The sequence below is a fragment of the Priestia sp. JSM ZJ58 genome (assembly GCF_044383985.1).
GTDB lineage: Bacteria > Bacillota > Bacilli > Bacillales > Bacillaceae_H > Priestia > Priestia zanthoxyli.
Map to the genome: position 1 here is coordinate 3505899 of NZ_JBISEM010000001.1, position 26609 is coordinate 3532507.

Here is a 26609-nt window from a genome sequence, read left to right on the forward strand (position 1 = left end):
GATAACATAAAATTTTCAAACAAATCAAAATTGAATAAGTAATCGTACTCTTATCAAGAGTTGGCTGAGGGATTTGGCCCTGTGAAGCCCAGCAACCGACCGTCATTCCATCCTAAGATGGATCACACCCGTAAAACATGTTTTTACAAAGGCACGGTGCTAATTCCAACAGAAAGTAATTCTTTCTGGCAGATAAGAGGTTTGAACACTACAATCAAGCCTCTTTCCAACGAAAGAGGCTTTTATATTTTCTAAAATTATAAAAGCCTCCATACATTCTTAAACCTATTAACTTAGTAAACAAATCAGTTTAATAAACTATGGAGGGATTCTAATGTCAACAACAAAAACAGAGAAGTATCAGCCTTTAACAGAAATTTCAGCAATCAAACTTGTGAAAAAGCTAGGTCTCTTTGATGCCACAGAAGCACTGACTGCCCGTGAAATCGGTGATGGCAACTTAAATCTCGTCTTTCACATCATAAATGATCAAACGAATAAATCCATTATCGTCAAACAAGCACTTCCCTATGCAAAAGTTGTAGGCGAAAGCTGGCCTCTATCCTTGAACCGTGCCACGATTGAAAGCAATGCGCTCAGGCAATTCGGTGCATTTACCCCTGAACTCGTACCAGCTGTGTATTACCACGATGAAACGCTTGCTGTTACGGTCATGGAAGATCTGTCTCATTTAACGATTTCCCGCGCCGGACTTATTCAAGGAGAAAGTTATCCCCTGCTTTCACAGCATATCGGTTCTTTTCTAGGACATATTGCGTTCAAAACGTCGGATTTTGCCTTAAAGCCTCAGGATAAAAAAGAAGAAGTCGTCAAGTACAGCAATCCGGACTTATGCAATATTACGGAAGATTTAGTTTTTACAGATCCTTTTTTTGATATCGATACAAATGAATTTGAAGAAGCGCTGCGTCCTGATGTAGAAGAATTGTGGAACGATGGAGATGTAAAGCTACAAGCAGCAAAATTAAAATATAAATTTTTAACAAATGCCCAAACGCTAATTCACGGTGATTTACATACAGGAAGCATATTTGCTAGCAGTCAAGAAACGAAAGTGATTGATCCAGAATTTGCTTTTTACGGTCCGTTTGGATTCGATTTAGGCCAATTTGTTGCGAATTTATTTTTAAATGCTCTTTCTCGAGAAACAGATCGCGAACCATTATTTGCACACATTACGAACACATGGAACGTATTTAAAGATACCTTTACTGCGCTTTGGCATTCTGAAAACACTGAACCTTTCGCTAAAGATGAGCGCTTGTTACATGAAATTTTAACGCAAACGTGGCAAGATGCTGTTGGGTATGCAGGGTGTGAAATCATTCGACGTACGATTGGCTTAGCTCACGTGGCGGACTTAGACGAAATTTCTTTAGAAGAAAGAAAAATTAACGCTAAACGTACTGCGTTAAAAATTGGACGCTATTTGCTTCTGCATCAACAAGACGTTTCACCAAATGAATTTGAACATTTACTTCGATAACGAATAATGTACACAATGAAAGGATCGGTATCAGCATGACAAATACACTATCACTTCCGCGCTCAGTGGAATGGAATGAATCATATATTACTTTATTAGATCAGCAGCAGCTTCCTGGCAAAGTTGAATATATTAAGCTGCAAACCATTAAAGACGTATGGGATGCTATCACTACCTTGAAAGTACGCGGAGCCCCTGCAATTGGCATTACGGCGGCTTTTGGTCTTGCTCTTTCTGCGCTTAGCTATGACACGGATTCAGTCAAGGAATTTAACAAAAAGCTAGCTCTTGATCAACAGTATTTAGCTAGTTCACGCCCGACTGCCGTCAATTTATTTTGGGCACTGGACCGCGTAGCGAAAAGCGCTGAATCCGCTTCGTCCGTTAATGAAGCTAAAACAAAAGTTGTTCATGAAGCGATTCAAATTCAAGTAGAAGATGAAGAAACGTGCTACCGAATTGGCGATCATGCTCTATCTTTATTCAAAAAGAAAGATAAAATCATGACCATATGTAATGCTGGTTCAATTGCTACCGCTTATTACGGAACAGCATTAGCACCTTTTCACTTGTCTAAACAGCGGGATATTCCGCTTGAAGTGTTTGCCTGTGAAACAAGACCCGTACTTCAAGGTTCCCGCTTAACCGCATGGGAACTTCAGCAGTCGGGAGTAGACGTTACGCTGATTACGGATAATATGGCCGCTCATACCATTAAAACAAAAGGAATCAATGGAATTATTGTAGGAGCTGATCGTATTGCAGCGAATGGCGATACGGCTAACAAAATTGGAACGTACGGACTTGCTCTTTTAGCGAAAGCATTCGGTATTCCATTTTACGTAGCAGCGCCGCAGTCCACATTTGATTTATCTATTCAAGACGGAAGCAGTATCCCTATTGAAGAACGTTCACCTAAAGAAGTAACGCACATTGGAGATACGCAAATTGCTCCAGACGGAATCTCTGTGTACAATCCAGCTTTTGATGTGACGCCAAGCGAACTGATTACGGCCATTATTACAGAGCATGGAGTTATCCATTCCCCGTCTTTTGAATCCATTCAGAAAGTTTTGCTGCAATCCGCTCAATAACAAGAGGCTGAGACAAAAGTATTTTAGCCCCACTGCAAAACGAACCATTAATCAACACGTTTGATTAATGGTTCGTTTTTTTTGTTATGGTGAATGTAGTTTCATCTGTTTCGTTCCTTCTAACAGTGGATTGGAGGGCAAGGCGAAGACTCCTGCGGGAAAAGCGGAACAGGTGAGACCCCACAGGAGCGTATGCGACGAGGAGGCTCAGCGGCCGCCCGCGGAAAGCGAAGTCTTGCACGGAAATCAACGTCGGTGTCACAAGCGATTCAGCTCATGTGTACGAGTTGTTCGTCTTTAGATGGCATTAATTTTGTTATGTCTCAACCTCTGTTATTAAACAGTGCTTTTCGGCTGCATTTGTAACACAATTGTAACAGTACTCTCTGCTTTTTCTACATATATTATAGGGGATTCTTTTTGAATAAGGGGGAGTAAATATGAGTGCAGAGCAAAAAACGGATAAAAACAAAGCGTTGAATCGCAAGCAGCAATATCAGCTATTCGATTTATCCAAAGATGAAGAACTAAATTCCCTCCCTTCTCCTCAGCAAATTGACGGTGTGTTTGTGCAAGGAGAAGGCTGGAAATTAGACGGTGAATAGTTATTTTAACTCCAGAGCGCCTTTTGCTACATTTCTTTCAAGCATTAATAGTTTTTCTTTTATATGAGTTTGGGAACCTGCATAACCTGTTAAAGCTCCATTTTTACCAATAACACGGTGACAAGGTAAAATAATAGGCAGTGGATTTCGACGATTCGCTTGTCCCACAGCCCTTACGGCTTTAGAGCGATTAACAGACTCCGCTACATCACTATAAGACCACGTTTGTCCATAAGGTATACCTTTAAGAGTTAACCACACTTCTTTTTGAAAGTCTGTTCCTTTTATATCCAAAGGCACATCAAATGTTAGCGTGCGCCCTTCAGCATAATCCTGAAGCTGCCGCTTCGCTTCTTTCACAAGGTGATAATTCTCGTCATGGACAAGTTTTTTAAGTTGCTCGTTGTGATCATCGCTATCAAACCAAATATGTTGAACCCCTTTTTCCGAGGCTACAATATAAATTTTCAAATCAGAAAATAAGTTCATTTCTCCATAGTACATACTCGCTTATCCTTTCTAATTAGGCTGGAAGAATAACACGAAAAGCCGTTCCTTCTCTTATTTTGCTTTCCACTTCAATTCGCCCTTTATGTTCTTCGATAATTTTATATGAGACCATCAAACCAAGCCCCGTTCCTTTTTCTTTTGTCGTATAAAATGGTTCTCCTAAGCGCTTGATGCGCTCTTCGGGCATTCCGTCTCCTTGATCTCGAATGGAGACCGTCACGTAGTGCGGCTCTGTAGAATAGACTTCAACAAAAATTCTTCCCCCGTTTGACGTGACTTCAATTGCGTTTTTAATTACATTTATTAGTACTTGTTTAATTTGGTTCGGCTCGCAGTATACCATTGGCAGCTGAGGGGACACACTTAGTTCAAACTGAATATTTTCTAAAAGCGCTTGAGCATTTAATAAATCAATCGTTTCTTTAACAACCGCAGCTAGATTTTTCTTTTCGAACTTTACGGCCTGTGGCTTAGCGAGTACTAGAAACTCTGTAATAATGGTTTCGATTCTTTTTAATTCGGATTTAATAATATCAAAATAAAGAGAGTGATCTTCTTGAATGCTGCTTTCTAGCAGCTGAACAAACCCTTTTAAAGCCGTCATCGGATTGCGGATTTCATGCGCAATCCCAGCTGCTAACTGTCCGACTACTTGAAGCGTATCCGATTTCCGAATCTGCTCCTGCATTTGATTTCGTTCCGTTACGTCTCTTAAAAGCGTCATATATAGACCTGGCAAGATATCTTTTTTCGTAGAGAATTCGATATTTTTAACTTTTTCGTTCCCCGTAACGTACGTAATCTCTCCTTCAGCTTCCCCTTTTTGCTCAATTGTTTCTTTATGCTCAATGACCGCATCTAAATTCGCTGAAGAAATAAAATCCTCCATGGAATGCGCACAAATCTCCTCTTTGCTGAGTTCGAGAATATCACAAAGAGAAGAATTCACATCAATAATATTTCGCTTGCCGTCCCATAAAACTAACCCATCGATCGAACCATTAAAAATCTGTCTGAATTTCTCTTCGTTATTCCGAAGCTCTTGTTCGATTTTTGTACGTTCACTAATGTTTCGAAAAATGGTTAAATGGTCTCCTTCTATAATGCCTTTTTTCCCTGTGAATTCCAACTGTTTGATTTCTCCATTTGGCATGTAAAAAGGAAGCTGATTGCGAATTTCTCCTTCTTTTTGAAATGTTTGCAGCATTTTTAATGCACTAAAGCTTTGCTTATCGATAAACGTATACAAATTACTTCCAATCAATTTGTTCAACGGCAGCTCGAATGTACGGGACGAAGCAAGATTAGCGTTTAAGATTTCCCCATCGTCTTTCCAAATCAAAATGGCTTCAATCGCATTTTCAAAAATAGCCCTGAAATTTTTTTCGCTTCTCAACAGCTGCTGCTCCATCAGCCGTTTTTCCGTCACGTCTCTCATAATGGACATATAGTATTGACTGTATATATTAGCCGTTGTGGTAAATTCAAAAAAAGTAACGTCTCCATTTTCGAGCTTAATCGGCAGCTCGCCGCTTGTCTTTCCTTCTTGATGCAGAGTTCTCCATAATTTTTTCACTTTATAATGATAAGTAGGTTCTACAAGCTCTTCTAACGTTTTAGTTAAAAGCTGTGCTCTTGTATAATTTAATCGCTCGCAAAATGAAGGGTTCGCGTCGATAAGCTGACCAGTTCGATCAAAAATAACAATTCCATCTACCGCTTCATTAAATACATCCATAAACATATGATGACTAATAAACCTTTCATTTTCCATCATCTTGTGCTGCGTAATATCTCGAAATGTACACACAATAATGCCCGACATGTGACTATGTTTGTGTGAAGTAAATTCAACATGTTTCATCATGCCGCTTTGAAGCGTCATCGCGCCTTCATATTTGAAATAGCTTTCTTCTAAAAGCGCTGGATAGTACGCTTCAATCATGTCATACGGAAAATACATGAGAAAATCTTTCATTTGATACGTTAATAGCTCATCCTTTGTTTTTTCAAACAGCCCGCAGGCTGATTCGTTTGCATTTATAACTTGAAAATACTCATCAAATACGACAATGGCATCTAATACGTCATTAAAAATAGCTCGTAGCTGCTCTAATTCACCTTGCTGCTTTTGCGCAGCTTCAGATGTTAATTCTCTGTGTGGTGACATGCTCATTGCTCCTTTCTTTTGCACTTCCCATTTCCCCACCTTTTATCTATAGACTTAGTATTCTACAAGATTTGCTTTTTACCTTTTTAAAATTAGTCACGTTTATTCAAAATGCGACATTTCTTCACATTCTCCCGTTATTTAAAAAAGGAGCATGAATAAAAGAGGCTGGGACATAACAAAATGAAACCTATGCTCAACATAACAAAGAAAACGAACCGTGAATCAACATGTTTGATTCACGGTTCGTTTTTCACTTCGGCTAAAATACGTTTTCCCCAGCCTCTATCGATCATTCACTACAATATAAGTGGCTTGAATAGGTCCATGCACGCCAACGACTAGATTCATTTCAATATCAGCTGAATTGCTCGGTCCCGTAATAAAGTTAATGCAAGAAGCAATCGTTTCTCCTCGCTCTACTTTTTCATGAATCATTTCAGCAGCTTGTGTCATGCGAGGGACAATGGAGCTTTGAGGAATGATCGCAATATAAGTGGCCGGCAGCAAACTGACCGATCGTCCTTTTGCAGCGCTGCTGAACAAAACAACTGTGCCGGATTCCGCTAGCGTCAAATCACTGAATGTGATGCCTACATTTGCTTGTTCAGCTAGTTTAATATTCTCATCGCCTTTTGCAGAATTCCATACGTGAAGGCTACTGCTTGTTTCCCATTTCTCCATCAGCAGATTCAATCCATATTCGGAAAACCTAGGATCATCCCACGTGCTCACAAGACCATTTCCATAGTTCGCTACGGCTTCCTCAAGGACAGCTGGCAAGTGTTGTGATGATGTTTCTACATAGCGAGTATGAATACGTTCGCAATGGTTTTCAAGCTCTTTCTTTAATTGATCTGGCGAATAGCTGCGGTAGACCTCATGCTGAGGAGCATGCTTCCATTGGGGCTTTACTACGCCGCTTGTTCGCCTGCTTCGCTTAAGATTAGCCGCAATATTGTCTAAAAAACTGTCTCTATTTTGAATGCTTCCGTTCATCATCATCACTCCTTTTATCAAACCAATCTCGTAAGCGCTCTTTTGTAGGCGCCGGAAACTCTCTGCTTTCCGTCCACGCTTTTAATGGACCAGGTCCTTTGGAAATACTGCTTCCTGACATAAAAGGAGTAAGAGCTGCCGGTGCTACTTTAGCGCCCACTGTATATAGAGAAGAAGAAGCTGCTCCCAAGCCAAATGCTTTCATCGCCAGCTTTTCCGAAATAGGTGCTTTTCCTTCTTTCTCGACAATTCGCTGACGATGCTTGTGCAATAGCTCATGCAGCGGAATTTTGACCGGACAGGCATCTGTACAGGCTGCGCATAGCGTTGAGGCATATGGAAGCTCTTTGTAGTCTTCATAGCCTCCAAGCAAAGGAGATAATACAGCTCCAATCGGACCTGAATAAATAGATCCATATGAATGCCCTCCAATATGGCGATACACGGGACATACATTCACACATGCCGCACAGCGAATACACTGTAAAACAGATTGAAACTCAGTTCCTAAAATCGCAGATCGTCCGTTATCCACAATCACTAGGTGAAATTCTTCCGGTCCGTCTACTTCCCCTGGAAGTCTAGGCCCTGTAAGCGCTGTTACGTAACTTGTAAGCCGCTGACCTACTGCACTTCTAGTTAAAAGGCTTACCAACACTTCAAACTCTTCAAACGTTGGCACAATTCGTTCCATTCCCATAACCGTAATTTGCGTTTTAGGAAGGGCAGTTGTTAACCTTGCATTTCCTTCATTGGTTACAAGTGAAATAGACCCAGATTCTGCAATCGCAAAATTACATCCCGTGATGCCAATATCAGCTGATAAAAATTCTTTTCGCAGCATTTCCCGGGCGTGAAGAGCTAGTTCTTCAGGTTTTTCCGTTTTTTTATAAGAAAGCTTTTCCTGAAATACATCTCTAATTTGTTCTTTATTTTTATGAAGTGCAGGAGCTACGATATGAGAAGGCGGATCGTGATCATCTACTTGCAGGATATATTCTCCTAAATCCGTTTCAATAACTTCACAGCCCAGTTCTTCTAAAGCAGCGTTCATATGAATTTCTTCTGTAACCATTGACTTGGATTTAACGACTTTCTTTGCCTGCTTTTGCCTCGCTACATTTTTTATGTACTCATTCGCTTCTTCAGCTGTTTGAGCGAAAAAAACGTGGCCTCCGCGTTTAGCTACATTATCCGTGAGCTGCTCTAAATAGTAATCTAAATTTTCAAGCGTATGCTGACGAATTTCTTCGCCAAGCGCTCTCCATTCTTCCCAGTTCCCTAATTCTTCCGCCGCATCTAATCTACGGCTTCTTAAGCGCTCTTGAGCACCTGAAACCGCAAAGCGCATAAACGCATTATTGACTCCGTCATCGACGCGTTTTTTAAACTGATCGTTTCCTATTTTCATAGACATTCGGTATTCTCCTTTCTTTACATTCTGCTATTTAACACTTCAGCGATATGCATCACTTTTACAGGCTGTCCTTTTCGTTCAATTCTTCCTCCAATATTCATAAGACAGCCGCAGTCAGCTCCAATTAAGTACTCCGCGTTTGTTTTAGCTATACAGCCCACTTTTTCATCGACCATTTGTTCAGAGATTTGCCCCATCTTAACCGAAAACGTCCCGCCAAATCCGCAGCAGTTATGACTGTTTTCAAGATTCTCCATTTCAAGACCCTTTACATTGTTTAATAGTGTAAAAGGTTCTTTTTTTACGTTTAGCAAACGCGTCATATGACAGGAAGAATGATAAGTGGCTTTCCCATTTAAGCTGGCTCCCACGTCTTCTACTTTTAAAACGTTTACAATAAAATCCGTTAGCTCATACGTTTTATCAGCAAGCTTCACGGCAGACTCATGCCATGCAGCATCACCTTTAAAAAGATGAGGATACTCTTTAAACATTGTCACACACGAGCCTGATGGAGATACAACGTACTCTGCATGCTCAAACGCTTTTATCATGTTTTTCATTGCTTCTTTTGATTCTTTTACGTAACCGCTGTTATACGCAGGCTGCCCGCAGCATACTTGACTCTTTGGAAAATCCACTTCGCATCCTAATCGTTCTAACAATTCTACCGTCGCTTTTCCTACATTTGTTTGAAACATATCAATCAAACATGTGGCAAATAAAGATACTTTCATCATTTGCTCCCTCCAAGCTGATCATTTTACTTCTTTTAGTTAACAGGTCATCAGATGACTTAATGCTATTATACTCCTATGTTTTTCTAATTTCACTAGTTTTTCAAAAATACATTTCTTTGTTTGATATTTTTCCCACAAAATAATAAGAAATTGAGACACGTGAAACCTACGTTTGTCCTATTATTAAAAAAGATCCGAACGAATTTGATTCTCCATCAAGAATCAAAACCGTTCGGATCTTCCTTCAACTAAACTACGTTTGTCTCAGCTTCTTACTTATTTATTTCCAAAAATCATCAAACACTGTGATTGGCAATTGGCGTTTATGCTGCGTTTTTAAGAAGTGACCTTCAATGACGTTACTTGCATGTTCACCTACATCTTTGCCTTCTAAATAATCGTCGATTTGCTCATACGTTACGCCAAGCGCTTCTTCATCCGGAAGCTGTGGACGATCTTCTTCCAAATCAGCCGTTGGTTTTTTCATATATAGATGCTCGGGACAGCCTAATTCTTTTAGCATTTGTTTCCCTTGTCGCTTGTTTAGACGGAAGATAGGCACTAAGTCAGCTCCTCCGTCACCAAATTTTGTATAAAATCCTGTAACAGCTTCAGCGGAGTGATCCGTTCCAAGTACGACTCCACTGTACATGCCTGCTACCGTATATTGCGCAATCATTCGTTCACGTGCTTTTACATTTCCTTTGTTGAAGTCGGAAACTTTATCATCTGCCGCTTCTTCAACAGCAGAAAGCATCGCATCTACTGCTGGTTTTACATTAATAGAAATAGATTTTGTTGGTTGAATAAAAGCAAGTGCATCTTGACAGTCTGCTTCATCTGCCTGCACACCGTATGGAAGACGAACAGCAATAAACTGATAGCGCTCTTCTTCGGCTTCTTCATTCAACTCATTAACCGCTAGCTGCGCCAGCTTTCCAGTTAACGTAGAATCTTGGCCGCCGGAAATACCTAGTACAAACGAACGTAAAAAAGGATATTTGTTCATGTAGGATTTCAGAAAATCAACGCTGCGGCGAATTTCTTCCGCGGGATTAATTTCTTTTTGCACATGCATTTCTTCAATAATTTGCTTTTGTAGCTCTTTCATAAAAAAACTCTCCTCTCATTACTAGCTGACGGAATCTACACAAGTACGGTATCAGATAGTAACTTGCTTCTAGTCTCTTCGATATTTTGCATTTTGTTATCCCAGCAGTTTGTACTTAAGTCTACTGGATACTCTGTAGGACGAAATACATCTTCGTTCGATTTTGTAATAACTTTGTAGTCATCCCATAGATGCTTTAAGTTTTGTAAGCAGTAGGCTCTCATTTCTTCAATGGTAGGCTGCTCATACACAAGCTTTCCCTGTGCAAAGATTGGCTGGTGAATTTTACGTGCGTTAAAGTTCGTGACAAACTTGCTGACGTGCGTATGAATAGGATGAAACATTTTTAAATGCTCCTCTTCATTCGGCACTTCGTCTTGCATCGTAATATAATCGCCTTCCCATTTGTGATTCACTTGATTTACAATTCGATATACTTCTTTTAGACCAGGAGTTGAAATTTTCTCTGGATTTTCTGACAGCTTAATCGTATCCACCATGTTTCCATGATCATCTTCAATAGAAACCAGCTTGTACACCGCTCCTAGCGCTGGCTGATCAAAGGACGTCATGAGCTTTGTTCCAACTCCCCATCCATCAATTTTGGCACCTTGCGCTTTCAAATCTAGAATGCTGTACTCATCAAGGTCATTCGAAGCGAAAATTTTCACATCATGATAGCCCGCTTCATCAAGCATTTTTCTTGCCTCTTGAGAAAGATATGGAAGTCTTCCGCTGTCTAATCGAATACCGATAAAATTAATTTGTTCTCCCATTTCTTTTGCTACTTTAATAGCATTTGGAATACCTGATTTTAACGTATTATATGTATCTACTAAAAAGATACAGTTACGGTGTGATTCGGCATATTTTTTAAACGCACTATATTCATCACGATAGACTTGAACAAGCGCGTGGGCGTGAGTGCCGGACACGGGAATTCCAAACACTTTTCCCGCTCTTACATTACTGGTTGCGTCAAAGCCTCCAATATAAGCAGCTCTTGCCCCGTAAAAAGCAGCATCCAGCTCATGTGCTCTTCTTGAACCAAATTCCATAAGCTGATTTGTACCCGTATGTTCATATAAATTATCTTCTCCCGCGGCTAAGCGAATACGCGATGCTTTTGTGGCAATCAGCGGATGGAAATTTAAAATATTTAAAAGCGGCGTTTCAATAAGCTGCGCTTCTGCTAAAGGAGCGTCAATTTGCAGCATCGGTTCATTAGCAAAAATCATTTCGCCTTCTACGACCGAACGAATATTACCGCTAAATCGAACCTGTTTTAGATAGTCGATAAACTCCGCTTCATAATGTAATTCTTCATATAAATAATCTAAGTCCGTTTCGCTAAATCTGAAATTAGCAATAAAATCAATTACTCTTTCTAGCCCGGCAAACACCGCATAACCGCTTTCAAACGGCATCCGACGAAAGTAAGCTTCAAATACAGAACGACGTTTATGAATCTGGTCTTGAAAATACGTATGCGCCATATTCAGCTCGTATAGATCTGTATGCAAAGCTAGACTATCATCTCTATATTGCTTTTTCATACTTTGTAACCCTCCATTTGACAATCCTAGTTTCTATTATGTAAATCTTTTCACAATAGAGCAAGCATAAATTATCGGAAGGTGCTTGAATTTTAGTTTTTCTGTTGTTTAGAGCGCACTTTTCTGCCTGAAATGGCGTTATTTTTCTTCCGGTATGTATTTCATTAGTACATGTTCAACATTATCAAGGTGACTCATCATAAAATGCTGAGCATCTTCTGCATGCTGAGAAAGAATAGCTTCATAAATTTGCTGATGCTCTTTATAAATCCGTTCAGCCGTTTTCTCTTCTGCATAAAGCCAGATGCGTCTTGTCTCTTTCATCGTTTCAATCATCATTTCTGATACGTTATTCATAAGCTTCACTAAAAGAGGGTTTTGTGAGGCTTTGGCAATGGCTAAATGAAAAGCAAAATCTGCTTTCTCTCCCAGTTCTTCATTGCCAAACGCTCCTTTCATTTGTTCCAGACTATTAGACAGCTGTTTAAGGTCCGCATCCGTTCTCTTTTGAGCTGCCGCTCGAACAGCTCCAATTTCTAATACTTTTCTCACTTCAAGCAAATGCTCAATATCGTTTTTATTCATTAATACAGCGCTAGTTACAGGCAAAGACAGCATATCTGAGTTAAATTCGCGTACAAATGTGCCTTCTCCTTGCTTCATCTCCAGAAGCCCCATCGCCCGCAAAGCGCTAAGAGCTTCACGAATAGCTGAGCGTCCTACCTGAAAGTTTTCCGCCAGCTGCTGCACTGAATCCAAACGGTCTCCAGGCTTCAAGCTGCCTTCTTTTATATTCTCAAGAAGCGTTTCGGCTACTTCTTCGTATATTTTTTTTGGCTTAATTCGCTTATATTCCACGTTTTCCACCTCATTTTTTTCGTTCACCAAGGTTCACATTAACCGAGACTCTTTCTTCTTTTACGTTTCTGTTACATTTTACCGAAATCTTTTCCCCGCCACAACAAAAGTGCAAAGGTATTTATACTTTATTTCTCAAATGTGCTAAAATAGTAAATTGATTTCATATTACGAGTTAAAAGGAGCTTTTTGAATGAACATTGTTGTCAGTACATTGAATGCGAAGTATATTCATACTTCTTTAGCCCTTCGATGTTTAAAAGCCTATGCCGACCCTGACTATAAAGTGGATATGGCCGAATATACGATTAAAGATCCTGCTATGAACATTGTCACAGATTTATATAAACGCAACCCAGATATTATTGGTTTCAGCTGTTACATTTGGAATATTGAAGAAACGATTAAAGTCGCACAAATGCTTAAAAAGATCAATCCTGAGCTCATCATTATATTCGGTGGACCAGAAGTAACCTATGATGTAACTCACTGGTTAGAGCGTATTCCTGAAGCTGACTTTATCGCTATTGGTGAAGGTGAAGAAACATTCAAGCAGCTGTTAGATGAACTTCACGGCGAGCGTCAGTTTGAAAACGTAAGCGGCGTGGCTTTCCGAAAAGAAGGAAAACCAGTTGTTAACCCACAGCGCAATAAAATTGATCTGCGCGAAATGCCTTCTCCTTTCCGTTTTGAAGAAGACCGCCAAGAACTTTCAAAACGCGTTGTGTATATTGAAACAAGCCGCGGCTGTCCGTTTAGCTGTCAGTTCTGTCTCTCTTCTATTGAAGTAGGCGTTCGTTATTTCGACCGAGAAAAAGTAAAAGAAGATATTCGCTATTTGATGGATAACGGAGCGCGCACCATTAAGTTCGTAGACCGCACGTTCAACATCAGCCGCAGCTACGCCATGGAAATGTTCCAATTTTTAATTGATGAACATCGTGAAGGTACCGTATTTCAGTTTGAAATTACTGCCGATATTATGCGCCCAGAAGTTATTCAGTTCTTAAACGATAACGCGCCAAAAGGATTATTCCGCTTTGAAATTGGCGTTCAATCTACAAATGATGCCGTTAATGAGCTAGTCAAACGCAAACAAAACTTCAAAAAATTAACGCGTACCGTAACAATGGTAAAAGAAGGCGGAAAGATTGACCAGCATTTAGATTTAATCGCCGGACTGCCAGACGAAGATTACAACTCATTTAAAAATACGTTTAATGATGTATTTGCACTTCGTCCTGAAGAGCTTCAGCTAGGCTTTTTAAAAATGCTTCGCGGCACTGGCTTACGTTTAAGTGCGCCTAGCTATAATTATCAATACATGGATCAGTCGCCTTATGAAATTTTAAGCAATAACGTCTTGCCATTTTCAGATGTCGTACGCATCAAGCATGTAGAAGATATTTTAGAAAAGTTTTGGAATGACCACCGAATGGATGAAACGATCGAGTTTTTAGTAGAACACTGCTATGATACGCCTTTTGATTTTTTCCAAAACTTTGGGACGTATTGGGATGAAATGGGCTGGGTTCGAATCGGTCATCAGCTTGAAGATTTATTCAGACGCCTTAAACAGTATATTCAAACAGAAAGTTTTTCAAATGAAGAAGTAATTGAAGGGTTTATGAAAATTGATTATTTACAAAACCAAAAGCATAAGCCTCGTAAGCCTTGGTGGGACGATAAAGTAGAAAAACAAGTCCGCTCTCATTACTATCAGCAAATGCTTGCTAATCCTTCTATCATGGGACAGGCTTTTGAAGCTGAACAGCTTGCTGAAAAAGAATTATACAAGCACACTGTTTTAGAGATTCTTCCATTTGATTATATGTATTATAAACAAACGGGACAAATCAATGAACAACCATCTGTTCTTCTTGCTTATTATGATCAAAAAGCAAATGATACAAAACTTTATTCAGCACCTGTAGAAGCATTTGGTCTTCCAGTTGTAAGCTAAAACCTCGGATATCCGAGGTTTTTTTCTTTAGCATTCTTTTTTCTTTTCATGCTCTTTATCAGACTTTGTCTTTCCAAGGGATTCATATATTTTAGCTGCGTTCGGATCGCCCATTTCCGTTCCAAACTCTTCTTGCAGTAATTGTTTTTGTTTTGCTTCGGTGCTCGCGATGTGCTTATTATTTTGTTTATGTTTGCTCATCGTTACTTACCTTGCTTTCCTTTTTTAGAATTGCGATTCGCGCCTTTAGCCGGCTCCTCGCCGCCAGCATATTCAGCAGCAAATTCTGCATCTGAAAGGCTCTCTTTTGGTGTATTGTTGTTAGTTAGTGCTGATTTGTACCCTACTTTACGCTTTGCCATCATATCCCTCCTATGCTTGGAAGTCCATTGAACTTCCTTTTCTTAGAATGTGCCTTTTGCTAAGAAATATAAGCAGAAAAAGCTGTAAAAAAGCGGTTGAAACATAACAAAATCACTTTACTCTAAATACGAACAACTAGGATAAATGCGTTGAACCGCTTGTGACACCGCTGTTGATTTCCGTGCAAAGCTTCGCTTTCCGCGGGCGGTCGATAAGCCTCGCCCTCCCATCAACAGCTAGAAGCAGCTACATGAAACCTACGTTCACCATCATAATAAAAAAAACCCGAACGAGTTGGATTCTTAATCAAGAAACAAACTCATTCGGATCTTCCTTCAACTAACATATTTTTGTCCCATCCTCTTTTATCCAATAATAATACGTTCTTTCGGATAGTGATAATCCGGTCCAGACGTTGGACGGCGAAGCATTAAAATGAATGAAAACATGCCAATTCGGCCAATGAACATTAAAATCATAATAACGCATTTACCGATATCAGAAAGCCCTCCTGTAATTCCCATTGATAAACCGGTTGTCCCAAAAGCTGAACACACTTCAAAAATAAGCTCAATGAGAGAAAAATGTTCTGTAACACTTAAAATAAGAAGAGAAATCGAGCAAATGATCACGGCTAACATCGACACGGCTACTGATTTGATAATATCATCTTCATGAATTTCGCGGCGAAAGATTTTAATCGTCTTATTTCCTCTTACGTAATAAAACAGGAAAAGAATATTTAATGCAAACGTCGTCGTACGAATTCCTCCTCCTACTGAGCTCGGTGAAGCCCCGATAAACATCATCGCGCTCATCATAATTAACGTAGGAAGTGAAAACTCATTAATATTCATGGTCGCCACTCCTCCGCTCCTTGTGGCAGCGGATTGGAAAAACGCATAAAAGAACGATTCATCCCAAGACTTATCTGCTAAAAACCCTGAATGCTCTAGCACGAGAATTAAAATGGTTCCCCCCGCTAACAGCAGAAAAAACATAATGGTCGTTAGCTTCGTAAATAGAGAAAATTGAAATTTACGCTTATCTTTAAATGTTAAAAAATAGTGCTTAATCTCAATTAACACAGGGAATCCAATCGCTCCAAGCGTAATTAAAATAACAGTTACCACTTGTACAAAATAATCATGGGCATACGGAATAAATGAAGATCCTGTAATATCGAAGCCGGCATTTGTTGTAGCGCTGACAGAAGCAAAGAAACCATGCAGAAACGCATCTGTCCAGCTCGAATAGTAACGGAGAAAATGTAATCCTAAAATAATGGCACCAACTAGTTCAATAGCAAAAATAATAAATAAAATATTTCTCATCAAGTCAACTAATCCTGATAAACGGGATTGGTTATGATCTGTCATAATGAGCTGACGTTCCTTTAAACCAATTTTTTTACCTAAAATCATCCAAATGAATGTACTGAGTGTCATCACACCAATACCACCGATTTGAAAGATAAAAGCGAGCAAAAAATAGCCCGTCGTACTAAATGTATCCGGAGTAGAAACAGGTGTCAGCCCTGTTACACTTACCGCACTAACGGCAATAAATAAGCGATCAATAAATGCTAACTTCACTCCCGGCTTTAAAGCTTCTGGAATACTAAGCAATAGAAATCCAAGCGTAACAGCCACTATGTAAAATGTAACAATAATTTGAGCTGAAGACATCTGCCTTACTCGTCGTTTCCATGGTTGCGGCATAATCTGACATTCCTTTTTTTGTTATAATACTAATAGTTTTCTTCTTTCTTCCCAAAGCATACTCATTGTTACATGGATCGCAATATCCATGTAAAAAATCCCATGTTCAAGAAGGTGACTACATTAGTATAAAAGAAGTCACCTCACTTGTCATTAGATATCATAAATCCAAGCAGCCGCATACTTGAAACCTGCGTTCACCATAACAAAAAACGAACCACTGATATCAGTGGTTCGTTTTTTACTTCGGCTGAAATACTTTTGTGCCAGCCTCGTTTTTATTTTATTTAGAGCGCTTTTCTAGCCAATCGCCGATTGAAGGATATGTTTCCTTTACTGCTTTTGGACCAAATACAACAGATACGTGACCTGTTTGCAGTAATTTATATTCTTTATCTTCACTTGAAACAGCGTCCATTAAAGCTGCCACTTGATGCGGCATCGCAATATGATCACGGCTAGCAGCAATGTTTAAAATATTAGCTTTAATATTTTTCAAATCTACTTTTCGGCCGCGAACTTCAAGTTCACCATTGATTAATTTGTTTTGTTGATAGAAGTCGCGAATCCACTGACGATAAGCTTCACCAGCAAATGGGATTCCGTCAGCAACCCACTTTTGCATTAGCTTCCAGCTTTCAACAAAGCGCTGATTTTCCGAACGATCCACCAGCGTTACATACGGACCGTAAAAATTCGTGATTGGCTTTAGCATCTTGTTTCCAAAGTCAATCATCTCTGGAGGGATGTTTCCGAATGTATCTACTGCTTTATCTAAATTAAAGTAGCGATCGTCTAGGAATGCTCCGTATAAACCTGTATCTGAAAAATCAAATGGACTTGTCATAAAAATTAAGTTTTTAATCGGCAAGTCTTCATTTAATGCAGCAAAAATAGATGTCATAGTTCCGCCCATGCAGTAACCAAGAACAGACAAATCAGGAGACTTAGAAGTGCGAAGCACCTTTTTCGCCGCTTTTGGAATATAATCTACAATATAATCATCTAGCTTCATATTGCTGTCTTCAAGCCCAGGAGTTCCCCAGTCAAGCAAATACACGTCAAAACCGCGGTTTAATAAGTATTCAACAAGGCTGTTTCCAGGTGTTAAATCCAAAATATACGGTTTATTGATCAGTGCATATACGAGTAAGATTGGTGTTTTATGCAGGTTATCTTTTACAGGCGTATAGCGATATAATTTTGCCTTATTCTTTTTCCAAATAACCTCTTTTGGTGTTAATCCAACTTCCGGTTCCGCTTCTGTTGTCATAATTTCATATGCACGCTTAAAACGTCTTGCAGAACTTTTATATTCACTTGGCATTGATTTGATTAATTTTTCCCACTCTTGCACGTAAGGAATTGCCACGAATATACACACCCTTTCATTTCATTAGTAGTTAGTTAACAAGCACAGCCCCGACAAAAGTCAGGGCCAGCATTTATTACATGTATAAGCCGCCGTTAATGTTTAACTGTTGTCCTGTAATGTACGCGCCGTCTTTTGCTAAGTAAACAACTCCACGTGCAATTTCTTCAGCGTGACCTAAGCGACGAGTTGGGATTTTTGCTACAACTTTTGCACGTACTTCTTCAGGCATTGCCATTACCATTTCTGTTTCAATAAATCCTGGGCAAATTGCATTAACCGTTACGCCACTTTTAGCTAGTTCAAGAGCTAATGATTTGGTGAATCCTAGCATACCTGCTTTAGCAGCTGAGTAGTTTGTTTGACCAAATCCGCCCGCTTGACCAATAATTGATGAAATATTGATAACACGACCGCCTTCAGATTCTAAAAGGTGCGTTAGCGCAGCTGATGTTGTGTTGTATACGCTATGTAAGTTTACATCAATTACTTTTTTCCAATCTTCTTCACCTAATTTCTTGAATGAACGGTCGCGCGTAATTCCAGCATTGTTTACTAGAATGTCTAATTGACCAAACTCAGCTTTTGTTTCTTCGATTAGGTGTTTTGCTTGATCTACATAAGACACGTCAGCTTGAACCGCAATAGCTTCTCCGCCGTTGTCTTTAATTTCTTTTACAATTGCTTCTGCAGATTCTTTACTGCTGTTATAGTTTACTGCTACTTTTACTCCATTAGAAGCAAGCTCACGTGTAATTGCTGCCCCGATACCTTTAGATCCGCCTGTTACGATTGCTACTTTACCTTGTAATGTTGTCATGAAAAATTTCCCCCTTGCTTCTTCAGCGATGATTTTTACTGTAAATACAGCAGTTAATGTTGTTTTAAAATCCCCTATGCCCTACTTGCGAGCCGGTTGCTCAGTTTTTTGAGCGTTTGATGGTTTTGCTTCAGCTTTAGCTTCTGCCTTTGGCTTTTCAGCTAATTTTTCTTGTTTTTCTAACAGCTGAGCCTGAAGCTGCTCACCTTGAGTTTTAATTTGTTGTTGAATCGTTTCTTTTAACTCGTCTTGTGTTTTTTGCTGCCCTTCAAGAAGAGATAACACTTTGTCGAGTTTTTTGTCTAATGATTTGACATCAGATTTCAGCTTAGTTACATCTTTTTTCAAAGCGGATGCACTTTCTTGCTGTGCTTCTAATTCATCAAAACGATCATCAAATTGCTCTTCTAATAATTCTACTTTTTCTTCCACATTGATGACTAATGACGCAACGTTTGCTACATCTTCCTTTGTGGGTACATTTACTTGGTGCAGATAGCGCCCCGTTACTTCATTTACTGCTTGTTGATATTGAAGGTTCATATTTAGCACATTTCCCATGAGCTGGGAAAATTCTTCACGATTCATATTGTCCCCAATAACTTTACCCCAGTAAGATTCGGTTTTGTCATATACGTCTTTCCATGCTTGAAACGGATCAAATACTTTTTGCTGTTCCAAAACTCCATCTCCTTTCTTGTGTACGTTAAAAGTGATGGCTTTCAATATGGACACTTAATGTGACAAGCGACATATTAGAAGCTCTAAGTAAACGCAACCAATTTTGCGTTTATTTATTGGATAATGTAAATCTTTTCACAATTCACTTACCAACAAATTATAAATGTTATAAAAATTACCTACATGTACTATTATAAATTCGTTTCCCAAAATAAACAATTCTAAATCTTTGTTTATTTTTGAATTTTTTTGACGCTTTTTGTCGAAATTCAAAAAATCGTTCTTTTTTCCTGTATTTGAAAGACCTGTTTTAAAGTGTTGACAATTTTTTCATCTAGGTGTAAATTACACATATAGAAAACAAATTCTCTTTTTTCGAAGGGGTGATTACCTTGGGATCAAGTGAAAAAGATAACACCTCTAATTCAAACAACTTAGAAAAATCGATTAGCGGTGCACCAAAAAACTTGATGGTTCCTTTTCTTCTTTTAAGTTTAAGAGGTTGGAATCTACATGGTTACAAGCTCATTCAGCAACTAATGAGCTTTGGATTCACATCAGTTGATCAAGGAAATGTCTACCGCACGCTGAGACAGCTTGAAAAAGACAACTTGATTACATCGCAATGGGATACGTCAGCTGAAGGACCTGCACGCCGGATTTACTCATTAACAGATGCCGGTGAACAATATTTAAGCATGTGGGCTAATTCACTTGAACAGTATCAAAACATGTTAGATTCATTTTTTCACATGTATACCGACATGTTGTTCCCTTTTAGCTCTTCTTCTTCTAAAAAGTCAAAAGAATCAAAAGAGGAAGAAAACGATTAAAGGGATTCACGCAGTACATCTGCGTTTCCTAATATAATGTTAAATAAATTTCACGGTCAACCAGCGAGCGCGGAATGTTAGGTTTATTACACAACTACGAATTTCTTCTTTAACGTTTTGTTCATTACGATAACTGTTCGCCAGACCAAATTATTCAAGGAGGAATTTGATTATGTCAACAGTAAAGTATGATACAGTAATTGATGCAATGTGGGAACAATGGACAAAGGGGTTACAAAACATTGCAGACGGAAACAAACAAATTGAGCAATGGACGTTAAAAGCACTTGAGCAACAGCAAGAATTTGTAACAAAAGCAGTTGAACAACTTCAAGCAACAGACAAACAGTGGAAAGCTGAATTAGAAGATCTTCAACAAAAAACAGTTGAAAACTTACGTAAAACAGCTGGTAACGCTGTTGCCGATTCTTATGAAGAATGGACAAACCGCACGCATGAAGCATTAAATAAATTACAAGAGCTTTCTCTTAACCAAAGCAAATCAAGCTATTCTTTAGTAAAGCAAGCTCAAGAACAATATCATCAAGTAGTAACACAATTAGTAGAAGAGCAAAAGAAAACGCGTCAAGAGTTCCAACACGTATCTGATGCATACGTAGAGCAAGTAAAATCTCTTCAAAAATCATTTGCTCAGTCTCTTGAGCAATATGCGGTTGTAAAATAATATATAAAAAAGCCCAGCTTCTTTGAAAGCTGGGCTTTTTTATACTTTCTTGCAAACCATTACCAGTATGCAAAATAGTAAACAGCAAATAATACAGGTACAGCAGTGAACTGCTGTACAACTAAAAAAGGAGATGACTAATCATGGCTAGAACAAATAAACTATTAACACCAGGAGTAGAACAATTTTTAGATCAATATAAATACGAAATCGCTCAAGAATTTGGGGTAACTCTAGGTTCTGACACTGCTGCACGCAGCAACGGTTCAGTAGGCGGAGAAATCACAAAACGCTTGGTGCAACAAGCTCAAGCTCACTTAAGCGGCAGCACACAAAAATAAAACATAACTTCATAACATGGCTAAAAAAAAGGCACCTGCGTGTGCCTTTTTCTTACATAATATAGTCTTTTAAATACACGTAATCCCCCGCTAATATAATAACCATTGCGATGATATATTTCCGGTTTCTTTCAATTGTTTTCCGGCTCACTTTGACATGTTTTTCAATCAAGCGAATGGGAAGCTGCCGCTTTAAAAACAGCTTATCTTTTAATTCTTTTTCATTGACGATAAAAGATGCAACTTCCACTGCGTTTCCCCTTGCATCCTTATGTTTAGGAGACGTGTTAATTATGTCTTCAAGAGTTAATTTAAACAGTTCCAGCGTCTGACAAAAATAAGTCATTTCCTCTTGAATATATGAAGTTTCACTTTGCCTTTTATAGTTAGAAAGCGATATATCCCTTTCTACCTTACCTTGAATAAAACCTTCATTGTCAATTCGGCTATAGAGAAGCGTTTGGTTTCGCTTTTCTTTTCGAATATAGTCGATGACTCTTCTTTTAATAATCAGTTCCGCAAATGCAAGAAGGGATCTTCCTTTTTGGATTGTGTAATTTTCAATGGCTTCATTAAACGCAATCAGACCAATGCTAAATTCATCGTCAGCTTCACTTATATAACGTTTACATACAGCTGAAACAACTTTAGCAATAAACGGTTTATATTGTTGAATCATTTCGTTATGTAATTGTTTATCCCCTTGCTGAATCGTCAGTACAAGCGTTTCAAGCGATGGAGGCGTTTGAACTTTTGTGAGCATTGGCTTCACCTCTTTTACTATACTCAGTTGCTTTATACCATGTTAATATCCATTCTTTTGATGACGAACAGGGTCAAGAAGCACTCCGCTCCTTTTAATTTCTCTTTATTATAACCCATAATAGCTCAATTTTACCAATTAACATACATTTGAAATATATGTTTATGAACTGAAATAAACTTCATTGAACTGAATTATCCAACGCTGCTTCTGTTCTTTACAGAATATGAACGAAAAAGCAAAACATTCGGATATACAGTAATTAAACATCAGTTAGTTCTTTTACCCTTTCCCAAAACAATTTAAACTAGGTATTTTATCTTAATATACAAAAAAACGCGCATTAAAAGCGCGTTTTTTTGTATTATTGATTTTCAATTTTCTTTAGTGAGTCTTTTTCTTTCTCTGAACCTTCAAGATCAGTTTGTTCTTTGTTTTTAGATAAAAACCAGCCTGAAGCTGCTATGCCAAGTAACACAACCCAAAACGTAATTTTCCATACTTTTGATTCAGGGAAGTGTTCATTAATAATACCTAACTCCGGATGAGCAAGAGTGTAAACTGCTAGCTTAACCCCTACCCAGCCTACGATAGCAAAAGCCGCCGTTTCTAGCCCCGGGCGCGTATTTAATAGCTTGACGAACCAAGTTGCAGCAAAACGCATAATGATTAGTCCCATAATTCCTCCGGCAAAGATCACCAAGAATTGTCCGCCATCGAGTCCGCCAATTTTAGGAAGATTGGTTGTTGGCAACGTAACGGCAAGAGCCACAGCAGCCAAAATTGAATCAACCGCAAAAGCAATGTCCGCTACTTCTACTTTTAAAACCGTCATCCAGAAACCTGAGCCCTTTTTTCCGTCCGCTTCTTTTACTTTTTCATGATCACCTTTTTTCACATATCGCTTCACAATATGATTAATGGAAATGAACAATAAGTAAATGGCTCCTATTGCTTGAAGCTGCCATACATCTACCAAAAATGAAATCAAAAACAATGAACCGAATCTAAAAATAAAGGCACCGGCTAATCCGTAAAACAATGCCTTCTTGCGTTTTTCTTCCGGTAAATGTTTGACCATAATGGCCATTACAAGAGCATTATCCGCCGCCAAAATTCCTTCTAATGCAACCAGCACCAACAATACCCATCCATATTCTAACAAAAGCGATGCATCCATAAAAATCCCCTCTCGTTTCTTTGTATAAGTTGATTTATTCTCATTACCGGAATAAAACACAAAAAGACCTTTGCCAAATATGGCAAAGGTCTTGCTAAGCATAATCATTATGCCAACAAAGCCGATGGAATACTCCATGTAATGACGACTTTGTTTCAGGTTTCCCTGACGCTACTCCCCTTTACTCCGTAAGAAGTAAATGTATTAAGTTGTTTTTATTTTACAAAAGGTCCACTAATAAGTCAATGAAAAGCCCTCTAAACTTTTGTTAAGCTTTTGTTAAGCGTTTTAATACGTTTAAAAACGTGGCAATATGAATAGGCTTTGTTACGTATTCACTAAAACCGACTAAAAAAGCTTGATCGATGTCGCTTTGCATTGCGCTTGCACTCAAGGCAACTCGCGGAATATTCTTCAACTCTTTTTCCAGCTGAAGCTGTGTGCATACCTCAAAACCATTCATATCAGGCAGATCAATATCAATTAAGATCATATCCGGTGAAATGGACTTGATTAGCCCGATGCCGTTTTCTCCTGTTTTGGCAACTAAGAGCTTAACGTTTTTATATGGAGAAAGAATCGATTGCATAAGCTCAATATTTGTATCGTTATCCTCAATATACACAATTGAGATCGGCATGGAAAAACCTAAAAATGACTCGCCTTCCCCTTCATTGGATAAGCGTTTAGGAACAGGTGGATGTACTAAGGGAAAACGAACCCAAAATGTACTGCCTTTTCCTTCTTCACTTCGCACTCCGCACGTTCCATTCATTAAGACAACAAGCTGCTTTACAAGCGCCAGCCCAATCCCTGTTCCATCTTTTTCTAGTCTATTCACGCGGTAGAAAGGCTCAAAAATCCGATTTAATTCTGAAGCTGGAATTCCAAAACCCCTATCTTCAATCAATATGGTTACGTGATGCTGAGTGATGTCGGTATAGATAATGATATCGCGATAAGCGGGCGAATATTTAATGGCGTTTGTAAGCAGATTTAATAAGATCTGCTGAAACCGAAGCTCATCTACTTCAACAAAGACTTCTTGGTATGCGTGAAAGCGAGTATAAAATATACTATGCTTATCTTTTGCTAATGGTTTCATAATTTTAAGCGCGTCTTCAATTGCTTCTTTTACCGACACTGGTTCAAGGTTAATCGCTAAGTGACCTGATTCAATTTTCGATAAATCAAGCGTTTCATTTATTAAATAAAGAAGATGGTTACCTGCTTTTAAAATTTTTCGTATACGATTCAATTGTTTTTCTGTTAAATCTTTTTCTCCTTGCTCTTCCAATATCTGTGCATAGCCTAAAATACTGTTTAAAGGCGTTCGAAGTTCATGGCTTACTTTTGATAAAAATTCTGACTTAGCCTGATTTGCTTTTTCGGCTTCTTCTTTGGCTATAATCATTTGCTGATTGGAATGAAGCAGGTCTTGTTCTTGTTCCTGCTGCTTTGTAATATCATAAAATGTGACAACTACGCCTTTATAATATTTGCTTTCTTGCAGAGGTTCAGCATTCACCGAAAGCCAAGTCAACTTTTTCTCATTTAAATAAATGCCCATGACTGTATTTCGCACAGGCTCTTTTGTATGAAGACAGCGGACAGATGGAATATCTTCGAGTGCAAAAGCTGTGCCATCAGGATGAATAATTTCCCAGTCTAAACCAAACGGGTTAACCGATAACATTTGGTCATAAGGCACGTTTAGAATCTTAGCAGCGTATGCATTGGCAGCAATTAAGTTACCTTCAAGGTCATGAAACACCACGCCTTCTGACATTGTAGAAAGAACGGATCGATACATGCTTTCACTTTTAGCCAGCTTTTCTCTTGCTTCGTGAAGATCAGTAATATCTACTATAGAACCAATAACTTCTTGTACTTCTCCTTTGTAGATATGAGGTGTTAATTTCGTATAGTAAGCAAAGTCGTTCAAAAGTACTTCATACGACACTTTCTCTCCCGCCCATGCTTTATCATAGTAACTCCTATTATCTCTTGCGTAGGATTCAGGTAAAAATTCCTCAGGTGTTTTTCCGACAACATCTATTTCCTCATATCCCATTTCACGAATCATTTTGCCTTCGCACATCGTATAGACATATCCTTTACTGTTCTTCACAAATTTAAAAATAGTACCATCTTGCTGTGAAAGCGTGCGTTTTAAATCTTTTTGTAAATCCAGAAGCTGCTGTTGAGCCCTTTTTCGATCTGTCACATCTTTGGCGATAACGTAACTTCCTTTAATTTGATCATAAACAATAATGGGCATTTGCGTGACTTCAACGTATACAGGCTGATTATCTTTTCGAATCAGCGTTGCCTCATAATATACAGAGTCTCCGCTCAGGGATTTCCACATATATTCTTCAGCTCTTTCAGCTTCTCTGAACATAGAAGGAAACGGGATTGTCTCCATTTTATTTAACGTGTATCCTGTTAGCTCGATTCCTTTTGGGTTAATCGTTTGAATATTGCCGTACAAATCAACTGCACACACAATATTGGGATTGTAGTTAAAAAGGGATTGATAATACTCTTCTTTTAATTGACTTTCCCTCACTTCTTCCTGACGCTTAAAAGCAGCAACGAGCAGGAAGACAATCAGTAGCGTAATTGTGATGCTTGCAATAATATTGGAAAACGGCGCTTGATACGGCAGCCACTGGCCCCACCTTCTAGCAACTGAATGTGCAATATGCAGCTTCATTCCATACATACTAATGAAATGCATAGCTGAAATGCCAATGCCTAGCAAAATGGAGCTAACAAGTTTAAGAAATGGATTAGCTTTCACGCTTTTCGAACGAAAAAACAAGTGCATCGCATAAAATGCAACGACCAGGGCGATGATGATGGAAAGCAAAACAGATAGCATCGCATAATGAATGTGTGCTTCTGTTTCGATTGCTGCCATTGCAATGTAATGCGTACCCAGAATACTGCTTCCTAAAATAAGCCCTGACCATACCGACGTGCGCCATTTCCAGAATGTCCAAAACGCAACTAATGACCCGCTAATTGCTATTATTAAAGCAAGAACAGAAAGTACAGCATCAAAATGAAAGCTAACAGGAACATAATAAGCAAGCATCGCAATATAGTGCATCGCCCCCACTCCAAGCCCCATTGAAGTTGCTGACAGTGTAAGCCACAAATAATTGTTTCGCTGTTTTTTTATCATTTTGCTCATAATATCAAGTGCTGTATAAGAGGCAAGAATCCCTACAATGACAGCAAGAAATACGGTAAATTCATTATAGTGACCAGTAATTGAAATCATTTTCTTTCCTTTCACTTTAACGTTACTT

General features: G+C 38.8%; 25 protein-coding genes and 2 riboswitches. Of the genes, 8 read left to right on the top strand and 17 right to left on the bottom strand.

Annotated elements, in window-relative coordinates; genetic code table 11:
• Positions 1–47 precede the first annotated feature (47 nt).
• A riboswitch (SAM riboswitch) is annotated at positions 48–199 on the top strand.
• 135 nt (positions 200–334) lie between these two features.
• The 4 genes from mtnK (at position 335) to ACH6EI_RS18320 (ending at position 3206) form a co-directional block, all read left to right on the top strand.
• The gene (gene mtnK, locus ACH6EI_RS18305) at positions 335–1507 is read left to right on the top strand and encodes an S-methyl-5-thioribose kinase (RefSeq protein ID WP_099330750.1); all 1173 of its coding nucleotides are present in this window, start codon (positions 335–337) and stop codon (positions 1505–1507) included.
• Positions 1508–1542: 35 nt separating this feature from the next.
• Entirely contained in the window at positions 1543–2601 is a 1059-nt protein-coding gene (mtnA, locus tag ACH6EI_RS18310; protein ID WP_028414172.1) for an S-methyl-5-thioribose-1-phosphate isomerase, read from the top strand.
• Positions 2602–2793: 192 nt separating this feature from the next.
• Positions 2794–2967, top strand: a complete 174-nt coding sequence (locus tag ACH6EI_RS18315) for a hypothetical protein (RefSeq protein WP_014461080.1) — start codon at positions 2794–2796, stop codon at positions 2965–2967.
• Between the two features lie 74 nt (positions 2968–3041).
• Entirely contained in the window at positions 3042–3206 is a 165-nt protein-coding gene (locus ACH6EI_RS18320) for a hypothetical protein (protein WP_014461081.1), read from the top strand.
• On the opposite strand, the gene ACH6EI_RS18325 is transcribed toward ACH6EI_RS18320, so the two are convergent.
• From ACH6EI_RS18325 to ACH6EI_RS18360, 8 genes are all read right to left on the bottom strand, one after another.
• Positions 3207–3710: a methylated-DNA--[protein]-cysteine S-methyltransferase gene (locus ACH6EI_RS18325; protein ID WP_028414173.1), complete on the bottom strand. Its 504-nt coding sequence runs from the start codon at positions 3708–3710 to the stop codon at positions 3207–3209. It lies immediately after the preceding gene.
• A gap of 19 nt (positions 3711–3729) precedes the next feature.
• Complete coding sequence (locus ACH6EI_RS18330) at positions 3730–5886, bottom strand: PAS domain S-box protein (protein WP_224979971.1); 2157 nt, start codon at positions 5884–5886, stop codon at positions 3730–3732.
• 285 nt (positions 5887–6171) lie between these two features.
• Complete coding sequence (locus tag ACH6EI_RS18335) at positions 6172–6885, bottom strand: LutC/YkgG family protein (RefSeq protein ID WP_028414175.1); 714 nt, start codon at positions 6883–6885, stop codon at positions 6172–6174.
• Entirely contained in the window at positions 6863–8302 is a 1440-nt protein-coding gene (locus tag ACH6EI_RS18340) for a LutB/LldF family L-lactate oxidation iron-sulfur protein (protein WP_028414176.1), read from the bottom strand. The genes ACH6EI_RS18335 and ACH6EI_RS18340 overlap by 23 nt, the downstream gene beginning before the upstream one ends.
• Before the next feature lie 17 nt (positions 8303–8319).
• A complete protein-coding gene (locus ACH6EI_RS18345; protein WP_028414177.1) occupies positions 8320–9039 on the bottom strand; it encodes a (Fe-S)-binding protein in 720 nt (239 codons plus the stop codon).
• 283 nt (positions 9040–9322) lie between these two features.
• Positions 9323–10153 carry an ammonia-dependent NAD(+) synthetase gene (gene nadE, locus ACH6EI_RS18350; RefSeq protein WP_028414178.1) on the bottom strand — a complete coding sequence of 277 codons (831 nt, stop codon included), beginning with the start codon at positions 10151–10153 and terminating at the stop codon, positions 9323–9325.
• Positions 10154–10188: 35 nt separating this feature from the next.
• Positions 10189–11709: a nicotinate phosphoribosyltransferase gene (locus ACH6EI_RS18355; RefSeq protein WP_099330748.1), complete on the bottom strand. Its 1521-nt coding sequence runs from the start codon at positions 11707–11709 to the stop codon at positions 10189–10191.
• A 138-nt stretch (positions 11710–11847) separates the two neighbouring features.
• Positions 11848–12567, bottom strand: a complete 720-nt coding sequence (locus tag ACH6EI_RS18360; RefSeq protein ID WP_028414180.1) for a FadR/GntR family transcriptional regulator — start codon at positions 12565–12567, stop codon at positions 11848–11850.
• A 193-nt stretch (positions 12568–12760) separates the two neighbouring features.
• Here ACH6EI_RS18360 and ACH6EI_RS18365 point away from each other — a divergent pair, with 193 nt between their 5' ends.
• Positions 12761–14530 (top strand): B12-binding domain-containing radical SAM protein, encoded by a 1770-nt coding sequence (locus ACH6EI_RS18365; RefSeq protein WP_099330747.1) that lies wholly within the window; start codon positions 12761–12763, stop codon positions 14528–14530.
• A 27-nt stretch (positions 14531–14557) separates the two neighbouring features.
• Here the strand turns inward: ACH6EI_RS18365 and ACH6EI_RS18370 are convergent, their stop codons facing one another.
• The 6 genes from ACH6EI_RS18370 to phaR form a co-directional block, all read right to left on the bottom strand.
• A complete protein-coding gene (locus ACH6EI_RS18370) occupies positions 14558–14731 on the bottom strand; it encodes a thiamine pyrophosphate-dependent enzyme (RefSeq protein ID WP_014461091.1) in 174 nt (57 codons plus the stop codon).
• A gap of 2 nt (positions 14732–14733) precedes the next feature.
• The gene (locus ACH6EI_RS18375) at positions 14734–14892 is read right to left on the bottom strand and encodes a hypothetical protein (RefSeq protein WP_025749458.1); all 159 of its coding nucleotides are present in this window, start codon (positions 14890–14892) and stop codon (positions 14734–14736) included.
• 366 nt (positions 14893–15258) lie between these two features.
• On the bottom strand, positions 15259–16614 hold the full coding sequence (locus ACH6EI_RS18380) for a TrkH family potassium uptake protein (RefSeq protein WP_028414182.1): 1356 nt from the start codon (positions 16612–16614) through the stop codon (positions 15259–15261).
• A gap of 283 nt (positions 16615–16897) precedes the next feature.
• On the bottom strand, positions 16898–17986 hold the full coding sequence (locus ACH6EI_RS18385) for a class III poly(R)-hydroxyalkanoic acid synthase subunit PhaC (protein WP_013055939.1): 1089 nt from the start codon (positions 17984–17986) through the stop codon (positions 16898–16900).
• Between the two features lie 76 nt (positions 17987–18062).
• On the bottom strand, positions 18063–18806 hold the full coding sequence (phbB, locus tag ACH6EI_RS18390; RefSeq protein ID WP_099000165.1) for an acetoacetyl-CoA reductase: 744 nt from the start codon (positions 18804–18806) through the stop codon (positions 18063–18065).
• 81 nt (positions 18807–18887) lie between these two features.
• On the bottom strand, positions 18888–19487 hold the full coding sequence (gene phaR / locus ACH6EI_RS18395; RefSeq protein ID WP_028414183.1) for a polyhydroxyalkanoic acid synthase subunit PhaR: 600 nt from the start codon (positions 19485–19487) through the stop codon (positions 18888–18890).
• A gap of 392 nt (positions 19488–19879) precedes the next feature.
• Here phaR and phaQ point away from each other — a divergent pair, with 392 nt between their 5' ends.
• The 3 genes from phaQ (at position 19880) to ACH6EI_RS18410 (ending at position 21346) form a co-directional block, all read left to right on the top strand.
• On the top strand, positions 19880–20320 hold the full coding sequence (gene phaQ, locus ACH6EI_RS18400; RefSeq protein ID WP_013055935.1) for a poly-beta-hydroxybutyrate-responsive repressor: 441 nt from the start codon (positions 19880–19882) through the stop codon (positions 20318–20320).
• A 172-nt stretch (positions 20321–20492) separates the two neighbouring features.
• Positions 20493–21005, top strand: coding sequence for a polyhydroxyalkanoic acid inclusion protein PhaP (gene phaP, locus ACH6EI_RS18405; protein WP_014461097.1), 513 nt, complete (start codon positions 20493–20495; stop codon positions 21003–21005).
• Positions 21006–21148: 143 nt separating this feature from the next.
• Entirely contained in the window at positions 21149–21346 is a 198-nt protein-coding gene (locus tag ACH6EI_RS18410) for an alpha/beta-type small acid-soluble spore protein (RefSeq protein WP_013055933.1), read from the top strand.
• 52 nt (positions 21347–21398) lie between these two features.
• Here ACH6EI_RS18410 and sigI read toward each other — a convergent pair whose 3' ends face one another.
• From sigI to ACH6EI_RS18425, 3 genes are all read right to left on the bottom strand, one after another.
• On the bottom strand, positions 21399–22109 hold the full coding sequence (gene sigI, locus ACH6EI_RS18415; protein ID WP_099330746.1) for an RNA polymerase sigma factor SigI: 711 nt from the start codon (positions 22107–22109) through the stop codon (positions 21399–21401).
• Positions 22110–22473: 364 nt separating this feature from the next.
• Complete coding sequence (locus ACH6EI_RS18420) at positions 22474–23289, bottom strand: TerC family protein (protein ID WP_028414185.1); 816 nt, start codon at positions 23287–23289, stop codon at positions 22474–22476.
• 96 nt (positions 23290–23385) lie between these two features.
• Positions 23386–23481: riboswitch (yybP-ykoY riboswitch) on the bottom strand.
• A gap of 76 nt (positions 23482–23557) precedes the next feature.
• The gene (locus tag ACH6EI_RS18425; RefSeq protein WP_226313279.1) at positions 23558–26581 is read right to left on the bottom strand and encodes a PAS domain S-box protein; all 3024 of its coding nucleotides are present in this window, start codon (positions 26579–26581) and stop codon (positions 23558–23560) included.
• Positions 26582–26609: the final 28 nt, after the last annotated feature.

What these genes read in the sequence shown, in the direction of transcription:
- mtnK (WP_099330750.1), top strand. Translation starts at nt 335, where the DNA reads ATGTCAACAACAAAAACAGAGAAGTATCAGCCTTTAACAGAAATTTCA.
- mtnA (WP_028414172.1), top strand. Translation starts at nt 1,543, where the DNA reads ATGACAAATACACTATCACTTCCGCGCTCAGTGGAATGGAATGAATCA.
- ACH6EI_RS18315 (WP_014461080.1), top strand. Translation starts at nt 2,794, where the DNA reads ATGCGACGAGGAGGCTCAGCGGCCGCCCGCGGAAAGCGAAGTCTTGCA.
- ACH6EI_RS18320 (WP_014461081.1), top strand. Translation starts at nt 3,042, where the DNA reads ATGAGTGCAGAGCAAAAAACGGATAAAAACAAAGCGTTGAATCGCAAG.
- ACH6EI_RS18325 (WP_028414173.1), bottom strand. Translation starts at nt 3,710, where the DNA reads ATGTACTATGGAGAAATGAACTTATTTTCTGATTTGAAAATTTATATT.
- ACH6EI_RS18330 (WP_224979971.1), bottom strand. Translation starts at nt 5,886, where the DNA reads ATGTCACCACACAGAGAATTAACATCTGAAGCTGCGCAAAAGCAGCAA.
- ACH6EI_RS18335 (WP_028414175.1), bottom strand. Translation starts at nt 6,885, where the DNA reads ATGAACGGAAGCATTCAAAATAGAGACAGTTTTTTAGACAATATTGCG.
- ACH6EI_RS18340 (WP_028414176.1), bottom strand. Translation starts at nt 8,302, where the DNA reads ATGTCTATGAAAATAGGAAACGATCAGTTTAAAAAACGCGTCGATGAC.
- ACH6EI_RS18345 (WP_028414177.1), bottom strand. Translation starts at nt 9,039, where the DNA reads ATGAAAGTATCTTTATTTGCCACATGTTTGATTGATATGTTTCAAACA.
- nadE (WP_028414178.1), bottom strand. Translation starts at nt 10,153, where the DNA reads ATGAAAGAGCTACAAAAGCAAATTATTGAAGAAATGCATGTGCAAAAA.
- ACH6EI_RS18355 (WP_099330748.1), bottom strand. Translation starts at nt 11,709, where the DNA reads ATGAAAAAGCAATATAGAGATGATAGTCTAGCTTTGCATACAGATCTA.
- ACH6EI_RS18365 (WP_099330747.1), top strand. Translation starts at nt 12,761, where the DNA reads ATGAACATTGTTGTCAGTACATTGAATGCGAAGTATATTCATACTTCT.
- ACH6EI_RS18370 (WP_014461091.1), bottom strand. Translation starts at nt 14,731, where the DNA reads ATGAGCAAACATAAACAAAATAATAAGCACATCGCGAGCACCGAAGCA.
- ACH6EI_RS18375 (WP_025749458.1), bottom strand. Translation starts at nt 14,892, where the DNA reads ATGGCAAAGCGTAAAGTAGGGTACAAATCAGCACTAACTAACAACAAT.
- ACH6EI_RS18380 (WP_028414182.1), bottom strand. Translation starts at nt 16,614, where the DNA reads ATGCCGCAACCATGGAAACGACGAGTAAGGCAGATGTCTTCAGCTCAA.
- phbB (WP_099000165.1), bottom strand. Translation starts at nt 18,806, where the DNA reads ATGACAACATTACAAGGTAAAGTAGCAATCGTAACAGGCGGATCTAAA.
- phaP (WP_014461097.1), top strand. Translation starts at nt 20,493, where the DNA reads ATGTCAACAGTAAAGTATGATACAGTAATTGATGCAATGTGGGAACAA.
- ACH6EI_RS18410 (WP_013055933.1), top strand. Translation starts at nt 21,149, where the DNA reads ATGGCTAGAACAAATAAACTATTAACACCAGGAGTAGAACAATTTTTA.
- sigI (WP_099330746.1), bottom strand. Translation starts at nt 22,109, where the DNA reads ATGCTCACAAAAGTTCAAACGCCTCCATCGCTTGAAACGCTTGTACTG.
- ACH6EI_RS18420 (WP_028414185.1), bottom strand. Translation starts at nt 23,289, where the DNA reads ATGGATGCATCGCTTTTGTTAGAATATGGATGGGTATTGTTGGTGCTG.
- ACH6EI_RS18425 (WP_226313279.1), bottom strand. Translation starts at nt 26,581, where the DNA reads ATGATTTCAATTACTGGTCACTATAATGAATTTACCGTATTTCTTGCT.